The sequence below is a fragment of the Alteromonas lipotrueae genome, from assembly GCF_019249255.1.
In the GTDB taxonomy this organism is placed as follows: Bacteria; Pseudomonadota; Gammaproteobacteria; order Enterobacterales; family Alteromonadaceae; genus Alteromonas; species Alteromonas lipotrueae.
Window position 1 is genome coordinate 179914 of record NZ_JAESDJ010000006.1, and the last position, 17419, is coordinate 197332.

Here is a 17419-nt window from a genome sequence, read left to right on the forward strand (position 1 = left end):
CAATTACAGGCGATTTGTGAGGTGGGTTAATAACCAATACAACGGCGAAGCTGTGTTCGCATTAAAACCGACTGCCAGGTTCCAAAAGAAACTGTTCTTCTTCTTTCGTGCTGGTTCTGCCCAATACCAAGTTTCTGTGCGGATATCGACCAAATTGCTTAATAATATTCACGTGTTTCAACTCATATTCATATTGTTTTTCTAAACCAGGAACCGCAAAAAGTTGAAGCGCAATATCGTGGATAGCCAAAGATTCGCTATGCATAAATGGCATATAAAGAAATATGCATTGTTGAGGGGTAAGGGTTTTGTCAGCCTCAACGCTAACAGCCTCTTGGGCTAATACTAAAGCCACAGGGTCTTGCGAGTAAGCGTGAGGCGTGTCTCTGTATATATTTCGTGAGAACTGATCAAGCAACAAAATTTCCGCCAACCGGCCTGTAGGGGTGGCTCGCCAAGGCCATAACTCGCCCCGAGATGCGGCGCGATGCAAGGTTAAAAATTGCGATGCAATAGTACGATCTAGTGCAGAGTCTTTACTGAACCATTGTGAAGGAGTTAGTTCATTAAACCAAAATGCTAAAACTCTGCTAGACTCTTCTATAACAAGGTGAGATTTGTCCATTTCTACTCCAACTACGAATGCTAGGTTGCCTTTTTACGGGAGAACAGCGCAGTTATCTCTTGTAGCACGTGTGGCAACACGATTCTTAATACGTACCAGTTTACTTATTCGATCTTCTATTCTTGCCTAAAAATTAATCTAATAAAAGTCGTTAATGTTACTTTCGCTCGGAAGGCTCTAATTCATCAAGGTCGCCATACAGGTTAGTAATGGCTTTAACCCGTTCAGATGCACTATCACCCAGTGCGGAATACGTAAAGTTACATAAGGTAGAAACCAAGCTCATTGGGGCGGCGTAACTGTCGAAGGGGGCGTAGTTATCTACCTGTGAACTTAGATGGTTGCCCAAATGGCACACCAGCAGATGCTTTACGTTATCCCGATATACTTGCCCGGTTGGATCGGTGATTAAAATAGTTTGGCAGTGAGAAACGGTATTTAATACATGCTTGAACTGCCGAGTGCGCCTACGAAACCCAAATAACACCACCACATCGTCTTTACCTAAATCGACTAAATCTTCCCCCAAGGTTTGACCAGGTTGAGGCAAAAGCCTGACTGAGGTGCGAATTTGCTTAAGCTGCTGGCGAAAATGCAGCGCTAATGGATAGGCGTTTCGAAAGCCGATAAGGGTAATTTGTTGCGCGTTCGCCAGCTTTTCAGCAATGGCAGTAAGCGTAGCAATATCAATATTATCGAAAGTGTGCGAAATATTATTGAGTTCTTGCTCGTGCTGCAGAACCGCAGTCGTGCTCGGGCTTACCGGCACGCCCTGTTCGCGTAAGGTAAGCAACGTATTTTTTGCTTCCTGATGCGACTCAAAACCAAGCTGGCGAAAAAAACGGCTTACCGTGGCTTTCGAGGTGTTGGTTTGTTCAGCAATATGAGAAGTGGATTGGGTTACAACGGCAATAGGGTTGCGCTGTAAATACTGAGCAATAGTTTGGCCTGAAGGTGATAAAGACGCATAGTGCTTCTCTATTTGCTTAATAACATCGTTCGAATTTTGGGCCATAGTGAATTATCTTTAACTGCTCAGTGTGCTTGCCGCGTGCTTTTAGGTGTGTACCTATATTGATGCTTTTTAGCAAATAACAACAATATCGTGAAGGAAAAAATTTCACCAAATATACCCATGAGCCTGTTATTTATACACACAAAAAACATTCTTCGGGGTGTAATTAAGCGAAAAATCAACCGCCGTGCCTTCTTCGCACATTATCACGTTCTATTATCACACCCTAATTCAAGACAGAAAGCTTCAAAAAACCGCCGTATATTGGTGACTTACTAATTTACGCCTAATGTATAACGCTGCAAGGTAAGACTTCTACGCCAATTGGCACTATAATTTCATTATCTTTTATAATTCATAATTATGTCATCAATTTGCAATCAAGTAGGGGTCTTCGTGGTAAAGCTGTGGTCTGAGTTGCTCATTTTGTTCGTTGCACTGCCCATTGCCGTACTTTACTGGATAAACCACGTTTCCGATTGGCTTATGCCTATTTTGGGCATAGTGTGTTTGTTTTGTTTAAGCGTGCTGCTAGCCGATAAACAATTCCAACGAATTCGTTTATGGCATTGGGAAGATTACGGGCCTCATTTAAAAAGTACACTTAAGCTATTTTTACCTTGGGCAAGTTTGCTTGCGCTATGCGTTTATCTCATTAAACCTGAACTATTTTTGCATTGGCCCATTAACGAGCCATGGATGTGGGTAGTTACGTTATTGGTGTATCCAGTGGTGTCGGTTATTCCACAAGAAATCATTTTTAGAACCTTCTTTTTTCATCGTTACAAACTTATTTTACCTTCGCGTAATGCGCGCTGGGTGTTAAGTACCTTCGTGTTTGGTTTGGCGCATTTAATTTACGGTAATTGGGTGGCTGTCATTATATCGTGGTGTGGTGGTGCTATATTTGGCTATCGCTACATGCAAACAAACTCAACGCCCATTGTGGTAATTGAACATGCTATTTGGGGAAGTTTTCTTTTCACCATCGGTTTAGGTTCATACTTAGTAGTGGCTGGCCCTTAACACAAAGGGAAAGCAAGGGCTAAGTAGGGCCATAACAGAGGCTATATCCAAGACTTTGTTACAGCGTAAGCCAGAACTTAAACCAGTACATGAGCATGTGCGTACTACAGATATGGTACTACGTAGAAACTAGCGTGGTGATGGTCATATTGTTAGGCTGCACCCGTGGCAAGTAACCTCATTTCAAGGAGCGAAGGTGGGCAACATTAATTCTTTAACGGCTTTTTTTAACCTAGTAGGTTTCTACCTAACAAAGCTCGACTTAACAAATTTCATTCTAACAAACATATTTCCCACAGCTTTATTGGCCGCAGATGCCGTTGCGCCTTCCTCTGGAGTAGAAAACCTTTCAGAAGCGCAGTCGGTTTTATTAGATTTATGGCACGGCTTTTTGTATCGCTTACCTGGCCTTGGTGTTGGCCTGCTCATTATGGCGCTGTTTATTTTTGCTGCAGGGCCATTATCCCGATTGCTACTTAAGCCTTTTTCTTTTTCTTCGTTAACCCCCTTAATTAAGTCGGTAGCGCAACGCTCTATTAGCTTGGTTATTATTTTGCTTGGGGTGTATTTATTCCTATTTATGGCAGGCTTAACCGGCTTCGCGGTAGCGGTAATAAGCGGAACTGGCGTAGTAGGGTTAATTCTTGGTTTTGCCTTTCGTGATATTGCCGAAAACTTTATTTCTAGTTTGTTACTTACCATTCAAAGGCCGTTTCGAATAGGCGATATTGTTGAAATAAACGAGTTTACCGGCATTATTCAAAAGGTAACGTCTCGTGCTACTACCATGGTGGATTTTGACGGAAATCATATTCAAATTCCCAACGCGACCATTTACAAAGGTGTGATAAAAAACCTGACGGCTAACCCATTAATGCGCGGCCACTTCGTGCTGGGAGTAGGTTATGATGCAGACATTCGTAACGCACAGCATTTAGCGGTACAGATAATTTCTAGCCATGCGAAGGTACTTACCGATCCTGAACCCCAAGTGCTAATCGATAATTTAGGGGCATCGACCTACAATTTAAAAGTGTATTTTTGGGTGAATGTTGAAGATACCAGCGTGCTTAAAATGTCGTCGTTACTTATGCGCCAAATTGTAGGCCGATTTACTGAGGAAAACATTAGCATGCCTGACGATGCTCGCGAACGTCTATTCCCCAATGGGTTAGCCATAGTGTCTAATCAATCGGTGAGTAAAGAAGATACAGCTGATGATGCCAGCGGTTTCACATCGCTTAATAAACCCATCTCCGAAAGTAATAACTTCCCGTTAGCGACTAACAAAAAATCAGCGGTAGAAATAGCGGGTGAGTCGGAAGAAAGTAAAGCGTCGGCATCTGCAACTCAGGCAAATAAAGCTCAGGCAGATACAGCTCGCAGCAGTGCTAATTCAGCGCTTGAACACGAAAATGACAACGAAGACGTTAGCAGTGAAGCAGAAGATATTAGAGAGCAAGCGAAGAAAGCCCGCGACCCTGAAAGTGGTGAGAATATTCTTTAGCTTGCAGCATATAGGGTTGAACACTCTAAGCTGAGTGATGAAACGTTTAGCCGCCTTACGTTAACTAGGGCGCGGTTGGCGATAAATTGCAGCGACCTAGAAAGTTTTGCCATAACGTAACATGGGCTTTCATTGTGGCGCTGTATTGCGTGAAGTTATCAACAGCGTGGGTGCGTATGTGCGCTTTAAATGGGACGCTCAATGCAGTGTTTTCCGCCCATTGTTCCCATAAAGGCTGTAGCTGGTAGTGGTAACTATTAAGCGTACTCGCAATGGGCTGAATTTCTTCTATAAAGTACAAGTAAAACACATTTCGTAAAATAGTGGCTTTGTCGCTGTTTGTTCCATTTTCGCACTTCACGTCATTTAGCGCAGGTGCTAATACTTGGTTCAGTAACGCTAAACGGTTATTCAATATAGCTTGGGTTTGCCATAGCTTTGCAGGAAGCCGAGAAGACGCAATTATTTGTAATTGTTGTTCAAGTTCATATTCAACAACACCTTGTGACTGAGCAGTTTTAGCTAATCCATTAATAAAATTAAGCGCACTGACCGACGCCTTCGCATCTTTATTGCCATTGGCCTGTAGTGGCGATGAAGCCATGCTTAACCCAAGTTTCATTTCAGAACTGGTTTGCACCACGTTTGCCCAAACGTTCATATACTGACTGCGTTTTTGTTTACGCCATTCTGCTACTGTTGCTGCAGTGCGGTTTTGTGCCTCTTTTAGTGTGGTTTCGCACTTTGCCAATGCGTTCAATAATTGATGTTCATACTGCAAGCGCTGCGAAGGCAATTGGGTTTTACCCAAAGCTGTGTTTCTTTCAGCCACTATCCGGCCAAGTTCGCAATCTTGTATGGCGTAAAACTCTCTAATGTTTATATTCAGCGCAGTAACCTTGTTGCCTAGCGCCGTGAGCGATGGATAGGTTTGAGAAGGCAGGGCAAGCGTAGCGTCTAATTGCAGCGTGGAATGGGCTTCACCTTCTAAGGTTTCATCTGCCGGGGCGCTATTTGGTAAAGAAGCATCTGGCAAAGCAGCTTCGGCTAACGGGCTTTCTAATACCCTCGATAAACGGGTGGTGTATTCATCCATGGTGTCGTTAATGCTAGGCGCACCAAAGCACCCTTGCAATAACCCCAAGGCTATTACTACGCCAGCTAGTCGCATGCGCTTATGCCGATGCATTAGTATGCAAGCTTCGGCCACCATCCACATAAATGATTTGCCCCGTAATATAATTAGCTGAAATTAAAAATGTTGCGGTGTTTGCAATATCTTCAGGCGAGCCTAATCCGCCTAATGGAATGCTATCTAGCAATCGCTGTTTTTGGTCGAGCTCTAATTCTCTTTCAGGCCACAGTATGGCGCCAGGTGCGATACCATTCACCCGCACCTCTGGTGCCATTTCAACCGCCAGTGAACGTGTAATAGACGCCAACGCCGTTTTAGCCAAGCCGTACACCGTATGGTGGGGCAGTGGGCGGTCTATATGCATATCAACCATGTTGATAATGCAGCCATTATTTGCTTTTAGCGCAGGCCATAAAGCTTGAGATAAAAACAGTGGGCCTTGAACGTTGCTGCCAACCAGTGCCTGCCAATCACTGGCAGAAATATTGCCTAACGGGGTAGGGTAAAAGCTAGACGCATTGTTGATTAATACGTTAATACCGGTTGCACTATTATCACTGCAATCTTCACGGGCTGGTTGCTCAGTGTCCACATCAAAGACATTCGGCGCAGTGGCTTGCTGTGCTAAACGAGTAATATCGTCTAACTTGCACAAATCTGCTTGCAAACATGCTGCACTGTTAGGCCTTATTGCATTTAATGCATTTACCAATGCGTTGGCGTGTTCAGCTGAATGGCCATAATGTACAATCACCCGGTAGCCTGCACTGTGAAGGGTTCTCGCCATAGTGGCACCAATGCGTTTCGCTGCACCAGTAATGAGTGCAACTGGTGGATTGCCTTGTCCAGCCTTATATCCGTTCTTTGGCTCGCCAATGTGAGAGGCGTTGGTAGGATCAGCCGTTACTGTATTCCCAATAGCGTTTTTTTCAGTAGGTATGTGTTCGTTAGGCATTTGCAGGCACTGCTCTGTTAATCAATAATCTGTTATTTACTATTTCTGTTTGCATAAGTTTGACAGCATTTCCAACAATTTAAAGATAAGAATAAGTAAGCTTTGCAGCAGCTGGTGGGATATTTCACTTATTGTTTATACCCCGTAAGCACAAAATATAGCTCGCAAGGCATCGAAAATACGCTTGCCCATTGCATGTGTGTTTACAGCCGTTATAATCGCCCATCGATAATTGTTTATACCGCCAACCCAAGTATGCGTGTTGGCAAAGAGTAAACGGTTATAAGGCTTATATGGTTTATATAGCACTTTCCGCTTATGTAATGAATATAACGACTACGCGTAAACACCAAAATGAGTGTTTTTATAATTAAAGATGCAAGTGGCGCAGAGTAGGCGTCACCACTGTAAAGGATATATCATGCCAGTAATTACCCTTCCTGATGGAAGCCAGCGCGCTTTCGACCAATCAGTTTCTGTATTAGATGTTGCCAACGATATCGGCCCAGGTTTAGCGAAAGCGACTATTGCGGGTAAAGTGAATGGCGAATTGGTAGACGCAGTAGACCTTATTGAGTCAGACGCTCAACTACAAATTATTACCGCTAAAGACGAAGCCGGCTTAGAAATTCTTCGTCACAGCTGCGCGCATTTGTTAGGCCATGCTATTAAGCAACTTTGGCCTAATACCAAAATGGCGATTGGCCCTACTATCGACAACGGTTTTTACTACGATGTTGATATGGAAGAGAGCCTTACTCAGGAAGATATCCAAAAGCTTGAAAAGCGTATGCTTCAGCTAGCAAAAACTAACTATAACGTGGTTAAAAACAAAGTTAGCTGGCAAGAAGCACGCGATGCATTCGAAGCACGCGGCGAAACTTATAAAATGGAAATTCTAGACGAGAACATCAGCCATGATGATCGCCCAGGGTTATACCATCATGAAGAATACGTAGACATGTGCCGTGGCCCTCACGTGCCTAACATGAAATTTTGCCAAAACTTTAAGCTTATGAAAGTAGCCGGTGCATACTGGCGTGGCGACAGCGACAATAAAATGTTGCAACGTATTTACGGAACCGCATGGGCTGATAAAAAGCAACTTAAAGCCTACTTACAGCGCTTAGAAGAAGCTGAAAAGCGCGACCACCGTAAAATTGGTAAAGCGTTGAACTTGTTCCATTGGCAAGAAGAAGCGCCGGGCATGGTGTTTTGGCACAACGATGGCTGGTCTATTTACACCGAGCTTGAAAAGTTCGTGCGTGAAAAATTACGCGATTACACTTACGACGAAGTAAAAGGCCCATTAATGATGGACCGTTCGTTGTGGGAAAAATCGGGTCACTGGGAAAAGTACGCCGAAAACATGTTCACTACCGAATCTGAAAAGCGTGAATATGCTATTAAGCCAATGAACTGCCCAGGCCACGTTCAAATATTTAACCAGGGCTTGAAGTCTTACCGTGACCTTCCGTTGCGTATGGCTGAGTTTGGTTGCTGTCACCGTAACGAACCTTCTGGTGCGCTACACGGTTTAATGCGCGTTCGTGGGTTTACCCAAGACGACGCTCATATTTTTTGTACCGAAGAACAGATCCTAGAAGAAGTAAGTGGCTGTATAAAGATGGTGTATGAGACTTATGCAGCATTTGGTTTTGAAAAAGTAGCGGTTAAACTATCTACTCGCCCTGAAAAGCGCGTTGGCAGTGACGAAATTTGGGATAAATCAGAAGCCGCATTAGCCGAAGCACTTAAAGCCAACGATATTGAATTTGAATATCAGCCAGGTGAAGGCGCGTTTTACGGCCCTAAAATTGAATTTACATTGCACGATTGCCTGAATAGGGCATGGCAGTGTGGAACGGTTCAGCTAGATTTCTCTATGCCGGGTCGTTTAGGTTCTACTTATGTAGCTGAAGACGGCGAACGTAAAGTGCCTGTAATGATCCACAGAGCTATTTTAGGTTCATTAGAAAGATTTATCGGTATTCTTACCGAAGAGTTCGCTGGCTTTTTCCCGCTGTGGTTAGCCCCTCAGCAGGTGGTAATTCTAAATATTACCGATAGCCAAGGCGAATATGCACAGGAATGTGTAAAAAAACTGCAAAAAAGTGGATTTAGAGCAAAGTCGGACTTGAGAAATGAGAAGATTGGCTTTAAAATCCGCGAGCACACTCTCAAGCGTGTTCCTTATATGCTAGTAGTAGGTGATAAAGAGATGGAAGCTGGCGAAGTAGCAGTACGCTCTCGCAGTGGTGACGACCTAGGCAAAATGAGCCTGGAATCTTTTATTGCCATGGCAAATCAGGAAGTGGCAGAAAAGACCATTAAATAGTTTGAGGGTTTTCGTGTATACTACACGACGGTGTTTGCTTACCAGTACTGAACATTACACAGGCGGTAAGCAAACAGAAGAATTAAATGTTTGGAGGAATGCACATTAAAGGCGCTAATAACAAGGCTCAGGGCGACAAAGCCCGCATAAACGATGAAATTAAAGCCAAAGAAGTTCGCTTAATTGGCAAAGATGGTGAACAAGCCGGCATTGTGACGTTAGCAGAAGCGACGAAACTTGCTGAGGAAGCCAGTCTTGATCTAGTAGAAATCAGTCCGAATGCTGAGCCGCCAGTCTGTAAAGTTATGGACTATGGCAAATTCCTCTTTGAAAAAAGTAAAGCTCAAAAAGAGCAGAAGAAAAAACAGAAGCAAATTCAGGTCAAGGAGATTAAGTTCCGCCCTGGCACTGATGAAGGCGATTACCAGGTAAAACTGCGCAACCTGCGTCGCTTTCTTGAAGGTGGTGATAAAGCCAAAGTTACGATCCGTTTCCGCGGACGTGAAATGGCGCACCAAGAGATCGGTATTGAACTACTAAACCGTGTTAAAGCGGATTTAGAAGAGATTGCTGTGTGCGAGTCTTTCCCACGTCGTGTGGAAGGCCGCCAAATGATCATGGTGCTAGCCCCAACTAAGAAGTCGTAGTGGTCTAAAAGTTTTTGAGGTACTGCAATCTCAAAACACCCTGCGGCTAAACATTAACCGACAAACGGTAACTGCATACCCAGCGTCGATATTAACAATGCGGAGTTTTAGCAATGCCTAAAATGAAAACTGTAAGCGGTGCCGCCAAACGTTTTAAGAAAACGGGTTCTGGCCGCTTTAAAAGCAAACAGTCTCACTTACGTCACATTTTGACTAAGAAGAGCTCTAAGCGTAAACGTCACCTTCGTGGCAAAAAACTGGTTCATGATTCTGATACCAAATTGGTTCAGCGCATGTTGCCGTACGTATAGACTTAGGAGACTGATTAATGGCTAGAGTAAAACGCGGCACGGTAGCACGTGCACGTCACAAAAAAGTCCTCAAGCAGGCAAAAGGTTATTACGGTGCTCGTTCACGTGTTTATCGCGTAGCGGTACAAGCCGTAACTAAAGCTGGTCAATATGCTTACCGTGACCGTCGTCAGCGCAAGCGTCAATTCCGTCAATTGTGGATTGCACGTATTAATGCTGCGGCACGTCAAAATGGTATGTCATACAGCCGTTTCATTAACGGTTTGAAAAAAGCGTCTGTTGAAATCGATCGTAAGATCCTTGCCGACATCGCTGTACATGACAAAGCGGCTTTCAGCGCACTAGTCGATGCGGCTAAAGGCGCATTAGCTTAATTATTAACTAATTAAGTTTAAGTTCTTTCGGAAAAAGGCGAGCAGGATGCTCGCCTTTTTTCGTTTCTGGCGTTTAGAAATATAAAATCGTTTTCAATAGTTAGCGGCATATCGGTGAAACCTGAATAGTCGAACGCCGCAAATAGAAAAGTGTAAAAACAACAGACACCTAATAGCTCGAAATTTATTCAAGACGCTAACGATCAGTGCTAAGCAAGTGTAAATCCAATGCTAGGCCAGTGCTAAAAGGGTACGGTTAAATTAATCCCTTCGCTCATATAAATATCATCATAAGCCAACCCCCCATTGCCATAAGGTTGTTTAATTGGCCCTGTATTGCAGTTAGCCAAAAAGTAAATCAGGGGTAATTCCCGCTTCATTCTGAAATTGGCATTTTCGTAAACTAGCGATTGGCTTGAAAACTCGCCGCCTTTCACATACACACGATATACTTGCCCGCCATTTTTAACGGTGGCGTTATTAACCACATACCAAATGCTATACCATACACCTTCTTTTAAAGGCTTAGCATCTTTGTTGTTGTCAGTATTTTTTACACTGGCATATTGGCGATACTTGTCTTCGCTGTCTATTTTAACCATCAGACTACCATTGTTTTTAAAACCGTTAGATTCCGCCTTATCGGTAACCCGAAGGGTAGGTTCAAAAGCGTTGTAACCATGTTTAATTATGTCGGCAGGGTGCATGTTGCTAATGCCAAAAGCATGGTTATTAGGAAAGCGCTCAACGCGAATTCTAGTATAAAAGGTATAAGTTTCACCAACAGGAATTGGCTGGGGTAGGGCTTTGAACGTAAGGGCTTTTCTATTGCCTACCACGCCATCTGGCGCAGGTTTTTTAAATAAGAAGCCATTGTTGACACTGGGCACAGTAGAGGAGGTATCTTTAATTGAATTTGACGCTGAATCTGAATCTTGAACCCGAATTTCAGTAACTTGGGCATTTTCTAAAAAGGGGGTAGTATCGTTTTGCGTGTCGGCTAATTGCCAACCAGTTAGCGTTTTAGTATCAAAAGTATCAATCACTAACCAAGGCGAAGGGTGTTGTGTAGGTAATAAGTAACAAGCAGTAAGTAAGAATGACGTACTAATCAGTAATAGGTACTTCATTACGTGCCTTGAAATGTAATGACTGTTGCTTATTTATACACGTAAGGCACCAAAAACTGCAATGTAAAATAACCATTTAAATTGCCTTTAAGTTTTACTTAGTGTGTGCAATTACAGTTAACATATCCCCATTGGTAGAAACAAAAAAGCCTCAACATAGAATGTTGAGGCTTTCGTTTGTCAAATTTTACGAGCTGTAACTAATAAGTTTAGTAGGCGTTCTTATTCGCTAACCCACCAAATACCGTCATAAATACAATTTTAATATCGAACCAAACAGACCAACGGTGAATGTAGTCTAAATCGTACTCTACGCGTTGTACCATTTTGTTCACTGTCTCTGTTTCGCCACGTAAGCCGTTTACCTGCGCCCAACCGGTAATGCCTGGCTTCACCTTATGGCGCAGCATATAACCGGTAATAAGCTTACGGTATTCTTCGTTGTGCGCTACCGCATGGGGGCGGGGGCCTACAATTGACATTCTTCCCTGCAGAACGTTTATAAACTGCGGAAGTTCGTCTATAGAAGAGCGGCGCAAAAAGCCACCAATCTTGGTTAAGCGAGCATCATTCTTAGTAGCCTGTTTAACCACATCTCCGTTGTCTTGCGTGGTCATAGATCGGAACTTATAAACCGTAATTTGTTTTCCATCTAACCCGTAACGCTTTTGTTTGAAAATAACGGGGCCTTTAGAAGTAAGCTTAACTGCCGCGGCTATGCCTAACATAGGGATGGCCAACATCATTAATATTAAAATGCTTAATACAATATCTTCAAAGCGTTTTAAAATGTCGCTAGCACCTTGGAAAGGCGTGTCGTATACACTTAACGCTTGTACCGACCCAATCGACTGCCAGCGGGCATTAAGCAAGTTATACATAAAGAAGTTAGGAATAATATAAACGTTAGCGGTAGTGTCGCTGCACTTTTCAAGAATGTGACGAATACGGTTCTCTGCACTCATTGGAAGAGCAATGTAGATATAATCCACTTCATTGCGCTTAGCCATTTCAATAGCCGACTCAATATTGCCTAATACTTGGTTTTTAAACTCGTGCGGTAAGCGATCTTCACTTCTATCGTCGAACAAGCCTAAGAAACGAATACCTAAATGTTCGTTCCCCATAATTTGATTAGCCATGTTGTAACCCAATTGGGTTGCACCAATAACAATCGACTTTCTCGAGTTTAAACCGCTACGGCGAAGGCGAAATAAAAACTTACGCATAACATAGCGCCACGCGATAACCGCAACAAACGATGATGCACACCATAAAATTACACCAGGGGGCGTAATTCTAATATCACCAAAGAAAAAGAAACCGAACGCCATTGTTGCTAGCATGCTAAGCGCCCACGTTATAGCCGCTGCACGTAACATTTCTGGTGTTCTGTGCCCCCGCCAAGAACGATAAAGCTCTACGCATTCACCCGAAAACTGGAAACTTATAACGTAAACAAATAGGAATAGAAGGCTGCCAGCCGTTACGGGGCTGTCGTAATAAAATGCTGAAGCGTAATAAAGTAAGGTCACAAGGCATAAATCAATAAGCCTATAAATGGTTGAAAAACCACTTTGGTTCCTAACTATTAGCCCGCCCGAAGCATTGGGTTCAACCTCGTGAGATTTGAGGACTTGGTTAGGTGCTACTTTATTATCCATGTAAGTATCTCTAAGAAATAAAAGTTCACGCCGACTTCAATTGTCAATAAAGCAAAAGACCACTGCGTTTATTAAGGCTTTAGTTAAAACTAAAGCAAAATGTGTACCGGAAAGCTTTCGAAAACAAAAAATTGAAAACATGAAGAGGGGGTTAACCACACTACGCTAACAAAAAGCCGATTAAGTGATGTTACCACTCTTTCAGCTTAACCATAGTATAAGCAGGTTGTAATTTTATTACAAAACTATTGAAAGCAATTATCTAACTGATATTGTAAGATAACCTATAAGCTTTATACTGCGTGCGGTTACTCTTCAGCTTCCACATTAGAAACTTCATTCAAAACTCTGTAGCAAGGCTGCGCATATAGCAAGCAAGCCGGAAAAACAGACACATTGCTGCAATATTTAATAGCTATGCTATCAGCGGTGATGGGGTGGCCTGAATGTCGCGCTTTTAGTGGGACGGCTGCGTGAGTACGACTGATTCAGCCAACACAATAGGGGGCTAAACCTTGTGTGGCACAGAATTAGCATGTTTAGCGGCATATAACTGAAAGATTATAGATATCACACTCAAATCGGTTGAATAAAGGTGGTTGGTGTTGTTTTTTTGAGCACTGAAGCAAATGTTGCACTGTTTTACCCCAACATTTACCCGAATAAAACCAAAAAAATTTTAGGAGCGAGTATGTTTAAAAGGACAACAGGCCTTGTTGCACTGTCGGTAATTAGCGCCATATCGAATGCACAAGAGGCTGGCCGTATTGAAGCAGGCCAATTCGACATTATCCCCACCTTCAACACATCAATGAGCTATGTTGATAACGTAGCTTACGCTCGTGATGGTGAACCTAAAATTTACAGCTGGCGGGCAACGCTATCGCCAGAAATAATTGCCGCCACAGAAGTTGATGGTAACCCTGTTCAATTTGGTTATCGATTAGAGCGCGGCGTGTACTTCTCGAGCAGTGCCGATGATTACACCGATCATTTTGTTGAAGCTACCGGTGAGTATGAGCTAAATAGTCGTCATCGCCTTAGTGGAACAGCGCAATATGAAGATGGGCACGAAGATCGCGGTACTGGTTTTTCACTAGGGGCCGGCAACGACATTACTACGCCTGATAGGTTTAAAAGTATGTATGCGGGTGCCGAATACAGTTACGGTGCATTAACCTCGAATGGCATGCTTACGCTTAAGGCAAATCGCGAAACGCTAGATTATGACCGAGAAGAACAAGCTTACCTGCTTCGTGATCGTGCTAAGAATAAAATAGGCGCTGAGTTTGCCTATAAAATTGCACCTTCAACAGCATTAGTTATTGATGTAACCAATACTTATACCCGTTACGACCGTGAGTTGTCAGCAGCCTCAAGCCTAGATAGTGACACGCTACGTGTTTTAGGTGGTCTTACGTGGGAAAGTACCGCCGCAACAACTGGTTTTGCGAAAGTGGGTTACACGGAAAAAGATTTTGAATCTGCAACCCGCAGTACGTTTTATGGTGTTGATTGGGAAGCCGGGGTTGAATGGCAGCCTGTTACCTATTCAACGTTTCGTTTTGCTACCAGTGCCGATACACGTGAAACCAATGGTGAAGGTAATTTCATTCGTGGTCGCGATTACACAGCATCATGGGAGCATGAGTGGCTTCAGCGCTTAAGTACGTCGGCCAGTATCAGCAAACTTACTGATGAATATGTATTAGACGACGAAGGCATTGCCAACCGTGAAGACGATTTAATGCGTTATACCGCCGCGTTAAACTATCAAGCACGTCGTTATTTAAGCTTCTCTTTGTATTACACATTAAATGATAGAGACAGTAACCGAGATACGATAGGTTATGATAGAAGCATAATTGGTTTATCTGCCGAGGTTAGCCTGTGAAGCAAAGTGTAAACAGTATTTTCGCATTCCTTTTTGTTGTAGTGATGTCGTTCAATGCCCTTGCACAAGAAGGCAATTTAAGTATGAGCCGCTACCAATTGGGCTCTGGTGACAGAATAAGCATTAATGTATTTGGCCAAGACGATTTGTCGATGGAAGTACGATTGCCCGATGTTGGCACTATTAATTACCCGTTTATGGGTGAAGTTAAATTAGTAGGGTTAACATTAGGCGAAGTAGAGCAGCTTATTTACGAAGGCTTAAAGGGGGACTACTTAGTAAACCCGTCGGTGTCGGTTACTATTATTGACTACCGCCCCTTCTTTATAGACGGCGAAGTAAAACGCCCTGGTGGCTACCCTTACCAGCCCGGTTTGTCGGTAAATAAGGCGGCAGCATTGGCAGGCGGCTACACCGAGCGCGCAGCAAGAGATAAAATAACAATAGTTCGAGAAAAAGATGGCACATCACGTAGCTTTACCGTAACAGTAAGCGACATGATTCAGCCCGGTGATATCATTACCGTTAACCAACGCTTTTTCTAATTAGCAAAAATTTCAGGATACAAAAATAACATGGCAGTAAATCAAAGGGACGATGTGAATCATGGCGTTCTAGATAGTGAAACTATCGATATAGCGCACTATTTTGGCATACTGAAACGCTACGCTTTTCGCATTGTTTCGTTAGCCATAGCATTCACCATATTGGTGGCTTTGCTGGTAATGCGAATGACGCCACTTTATACGTCGTCTACCACTATATTGGTCGATTCTGAAAACGCGAATGTGGTTTCAATAGAAGAAGTGTATGGCTTAGATACTAAGCGTAAAGACTACATGCAAACCCAATACGAAATATTACGTTCGCGCCAAATAGCCGAGCGTACCGTAGAGGGGATGAATTTACACTTAAACGATAAGTTCATGCCGCCTGAAGAAGGCCCCAGCGCGATTGACTCGCTTATAGACAGTGCAAAAGACATGCTGCCGTTCCTGCCTCAAGAAGAAGTGGTAGCGCGCACAGAAGCGCAAATTATCGCCGCTAAAAAACGTTCGGCAGTATTCAGATTAATGCGCGCTGTAGAAGTAAGCATGGTAGATAACACCCAGGTAATGAAGATTTCTGTAACCACCGAATCTGCATCCTTGTCGGCTGAAATTGCCGATACTATTGCCGATGTTTACATTGAAAACTATTTGCAAGCCAAGCTTGATATGACCGCTAAAGCAACGTCGTTTCTTACCGAAAGCTTAGAAGGCTTAAAAGATAAACTCGATATTGCTGAAAAGAACCTATCGCAGTTTTATGAACGCAATCAAGTAGTAAACATAGATGGTGTAGTAGGCCTTGCCGCCGACGAACTAGAGCGTTTAAGCACGCAGTTACTTGATGCCCAAACCGCATTAAAGTTAAACGCGGTAATATACAGACAAACTCGCAATAACGTAACGCTTGACGACATTGCTCGGTTACCAGAAGTACTGAATCACCCTACCATCCAAGGGGTACGCCGCGACGAAGCTAAAGCCATGACCCGCGTGTCTGAACTTAGCAAAGTATATGGCCCTAAGCACCCTAAGATGATTGCGGCAAATGCCGAGCTATCTTCCATTCGCGAAACGTTAAATACGCAAACTCGCGATCTTATTTCTAGTATTACTACCCAATACCAAGTTTCAGAGCAGCGCGTTGCGCAATTGAAACAAGAAGTAGAAGTGGCAAAAGCAGAGTTTCGAGGTCTTTCAGCTTTAGATAATGAGCGCAAAGCCCTTCAGCGCGATGTTGATATTAACCAGCAGTTGTACAATTCCTTCTTTACCCGTTTGAAGGAAACCGATGAATTAGGTGGTTTTGAATCAGCTAACGCTAGAGTGTTAGATAGCGCTGTAGTGCCGTCGGTACCTTCTGAGCCTAATAAAAAGCTGCTAATTGGCGCGGCTTTCGTATTTAGCATTGGCTTTGGTGTGTTCTTGGCCATTACCATGGAAACGCTAAATAGCGGTATTCGTTCGGTAGAAGATGTAGAGCGTAAGTTAGGCCAGCGTATGTTGGGTTTAATTCCTTGGCTTGCTCATAAAAAGAAAACGAACTTACCTATTCGCACTTATTTCGATGGTAAAAAGCATCAGTTCGCAGAATCGGTTAGAACCTTACGTACTAGTTTGTCGTTATTGAATTTAGATAAAGGCAATCAGGCTATTATGGTTACCTCTAGTGTGCCGAAGGAAGGTAAAACTACCGTGTCTATTAACCTGGCATTCGCGTTAGGTCAGTTAGACAAAACCATATTAATAGATGCCGACCTACGCCGCCCAAGTATTGGAAAGCAGTTTAATATTCCTAACTACCAGCCAGGCGTAGCTAACCTTATTCTTAAAACGCACAGTTTCGATGAATGTTTGGTGCGTGACGAACAAGCGAATATCGATATTCTTTCGGCAGGTACTATACCGTCTAACCCGCAAGAGTTGCTGGCCGATAAAGGCTTCGATGCGCTAATTAAAGAATTAAAGACCCAATATAAATATGTTGTGGTAGATACAGCACCTACCCAAGCGGTAAGTGATTCAATGGTAATTGCTAACTCGTGCGACTCTATTATTTACGTGGTACGTGCCGACAGTACGAGCGAAAAAATCATTAATACTGGGCTGTCTCGTTTCTTACAAGTGGGTCATCGTCTTGATGGGGTAGTGCTAAATCAAGTAGACTTACGAAAGTCTGATGTAGCACAGAGGTACGGCGGGTTTTATGATCAGTATGATTATACTAGTCATAAGGACAGCTAATAATTA

General features: G+C 43.2%; 15 protein-coding genes. 9 read left to right on the top strand and 6 right to left on the bottom strand.

The window, feature by feature from the left end; genetic code table 11:
- Positions 1-61 precede the first annotated feature (61 nt).
- Together KYS23_RS10635 and KYS23_RS10640 are read right to left on the bottom strand one after the other, a co-directional pair.
- Positions 62-625: a DUF924 family protein gene (locus KYS23_RS10635; RefSeq protein ID WP_159531044.1), complete on the bottom strand. Its 564-nt coding sequence runs from the start codon at positions 623-625 to the stop codon at positions 62-64.
- A gap of 157 nt (positions 626-782) precedes the next feature.
- Positions 783-1640, bottom strand: coding sequence for a MurR/RpiR family transcriptional regulator (locus KYS23_RS10640; RefSeq protein WP_159531042.1), 858 nt, complete (start codon positions 1638-1640; stop codon positions 783-785).
- A 396-nt stretch (positions 1641-2036) separates the two neighbouring features.
- Between KYS23_RS10640 and KYS23_RS10645 the strand changes: the two genes are divergently transcribed.
- Together KYS23_RS10645 and KYS23_RS10650 are read left to right on the top strand one after the other, a co-directional pair.
- Positions 2037-2666 carry a CPBP family intramembrane glutamic endopeptidase gene (locus tag KYS23_RS10645; RefSeq protein ID WP_159531040.1) on the top strand — a complete coding sequence of 210 codons (630 nt, stop codon included), beginning with the start codon at positions 2037-2039 and terminating at the stop codon, positions 2664-2666.
- Positions 2667-2970: 304 nt separating this feature from the next.
- Positions 2971-4173 (top strand): mechanosensitive ion channel family protein, encoded by a 1203-nt coding sequence (locus tag KYS23_RS10650; protein WP_246604349.1) that lies wholly within the window; start codon positions 2971-2973, stop codon positions 4171-4173.
- Between the two features lie 64 nt (positions 4174-4237).
- Here the strand turns inward: KYS23_RS10650 and KYS23_RS10655 are convergent, their stop codons facing one another.
- On the bottom strand, positions 4238-5362 hold the full coding sequence (locus tag KYS23_RS10655; RefSeq protein WP_218418579.1) for a DUF3080 family protein: 1125 nt from the start codon (positions 5360-5362) through the stop codon (positions 4238-4240).
- Positions 5349-6095 carry an SDR family oxidoreductase gene (locus KYS23_RS10660; protein WP_232370727.1) on the bottom strand — a complete coding sequence of 249 codons (747 nt, stop codon included), beginning with the start codon at positions 6093-6095 and terminating at the stop codon, positions 5349-5351. The genes KYS23_RS10655 and KYS23_RS10660 overlap by 14 nt, the downstream gene beginning before the upstream one ends.
- Positions 6096-6684: 589 nt before the next feature.
- On the opposite strand from KYS23_RS10660, the gene thrS reads away from it, so the two are divergent.
- The 4 genes from thrS (at position 6685) to rplT (ending at position 9933) form a co-directional block, all read left to right on the top strand.
- Positions 6685-8601: a threonine--tRNA ligase gene (gene thrS, locus KYS23_RS10665; protein WP_159531032.1), complete on the top strand. Its 1917-nt coding sequence runs from the start codon at positions 6685-6687 to the stop codon at positions 8599-8601.
- Positions 8602-8699: 98 nt separating this feature from the next.
- On the top strand, positions 8700-9248 hold the full coding sequence (infC, locus tag KYS23_RS10670) for a translation initiation factor IF-3 (RefSeq protein ID WP_126873690.1): 549 nt from the start codon (positions 8700-8702) through the stop codon (positions 9246-9248).
- 113 nt (positions 9249-9361) lie between these two features.
- On the top strand, positions 9362-9559 hold the full coding sequence (rpmI, locus tag KYS23_RS10675) for a 50S ribosomal protein L35 (protein ID WP_012518091.1): 198 nt from the start codon (positions 9362-9364) through the stop codon (positions 9557-9559).
- A gap of 17 nt (positions 9560-9576) precedes the next feature.
- Entirely contained in the window at positions 9577-9933 is a 357-nt protein-coding gene (gene rplT / locus KYS23_RS10680; protein WP_013784592.1) for a 50S ribosomal protein L20, read from the top strand.
- Positions 9934-10175: 242 nt separating this feature from the next.
- On the opposite strand, the gene KYS23_RS10685 is transcribed toward rplT, so the two are convergent.
- Positions 10176-11063, bottom strand: coding sequence for a hypothetical protein (locus tag KYS23_RS10685; RefSeq protein ID WP_218397047.1), 888 nt, complete (start codon positions 11061-11063; stop codon positions 10176-10178).
- A gap of 209 nt (positions 11064-11272) precedes the next feature.
- A complete protein-coding gene (locus KYS23_RS10690) occupies positions 11273-12727 on the bottom strand; it encodes an undecaprenyl-phosphate glucose phosphotransferase (RefSeq protein ID WP_159531028.1) in 1455 nt (484 codons plus the stop codon).
- Positions 12728-13418: 691 nt separating this feature from the next.
- Between KYS23_RS10690 and KYS23_RS10695 the strand changes: the two genes are divergently transcribed.
- The 3 genes from KYS23_RS10695 to KYS23_RS10705 are packed head-to-tail and all read left to right on the top strand — an operon-like array spanning position 13419 to position 17413.
- A complete protein-coding gene (locus tag KYS23_RS10695) occupies positions 13419-14621 on the top strand; it encodes an outer membrane beta-barrel protein (protein WP_159531026.1) in 1203 nt (400 codons plus the stop codon).
- Positions 14622-14665: 44 nt separating this feature from the next.
- On the top strand, positions 14666-15166 hold the full coding sequence (locus KYS23_RS10700; RefSeq protein ID WP_201299299.1) for a polysaccharide biosynthesis/export family protein: 501 nt from the start codon (positions 14666-14668) through the stop codon (positions 15164-15166).
- A 30-nt stretch (positions 15167-15196) separates the two neighbouring features.
- On the top strand, positions 15197-17413 hold the full coding sequence (locus KYS23_RS10705; protein WP_159531024.1) for a GumC family protein: 2217 nt from the start codon (positions 15197-15199) through the stop codon (positions 17411-17413).
- Positions 17414-17419 lie beyond the last annotated feature (6 nt).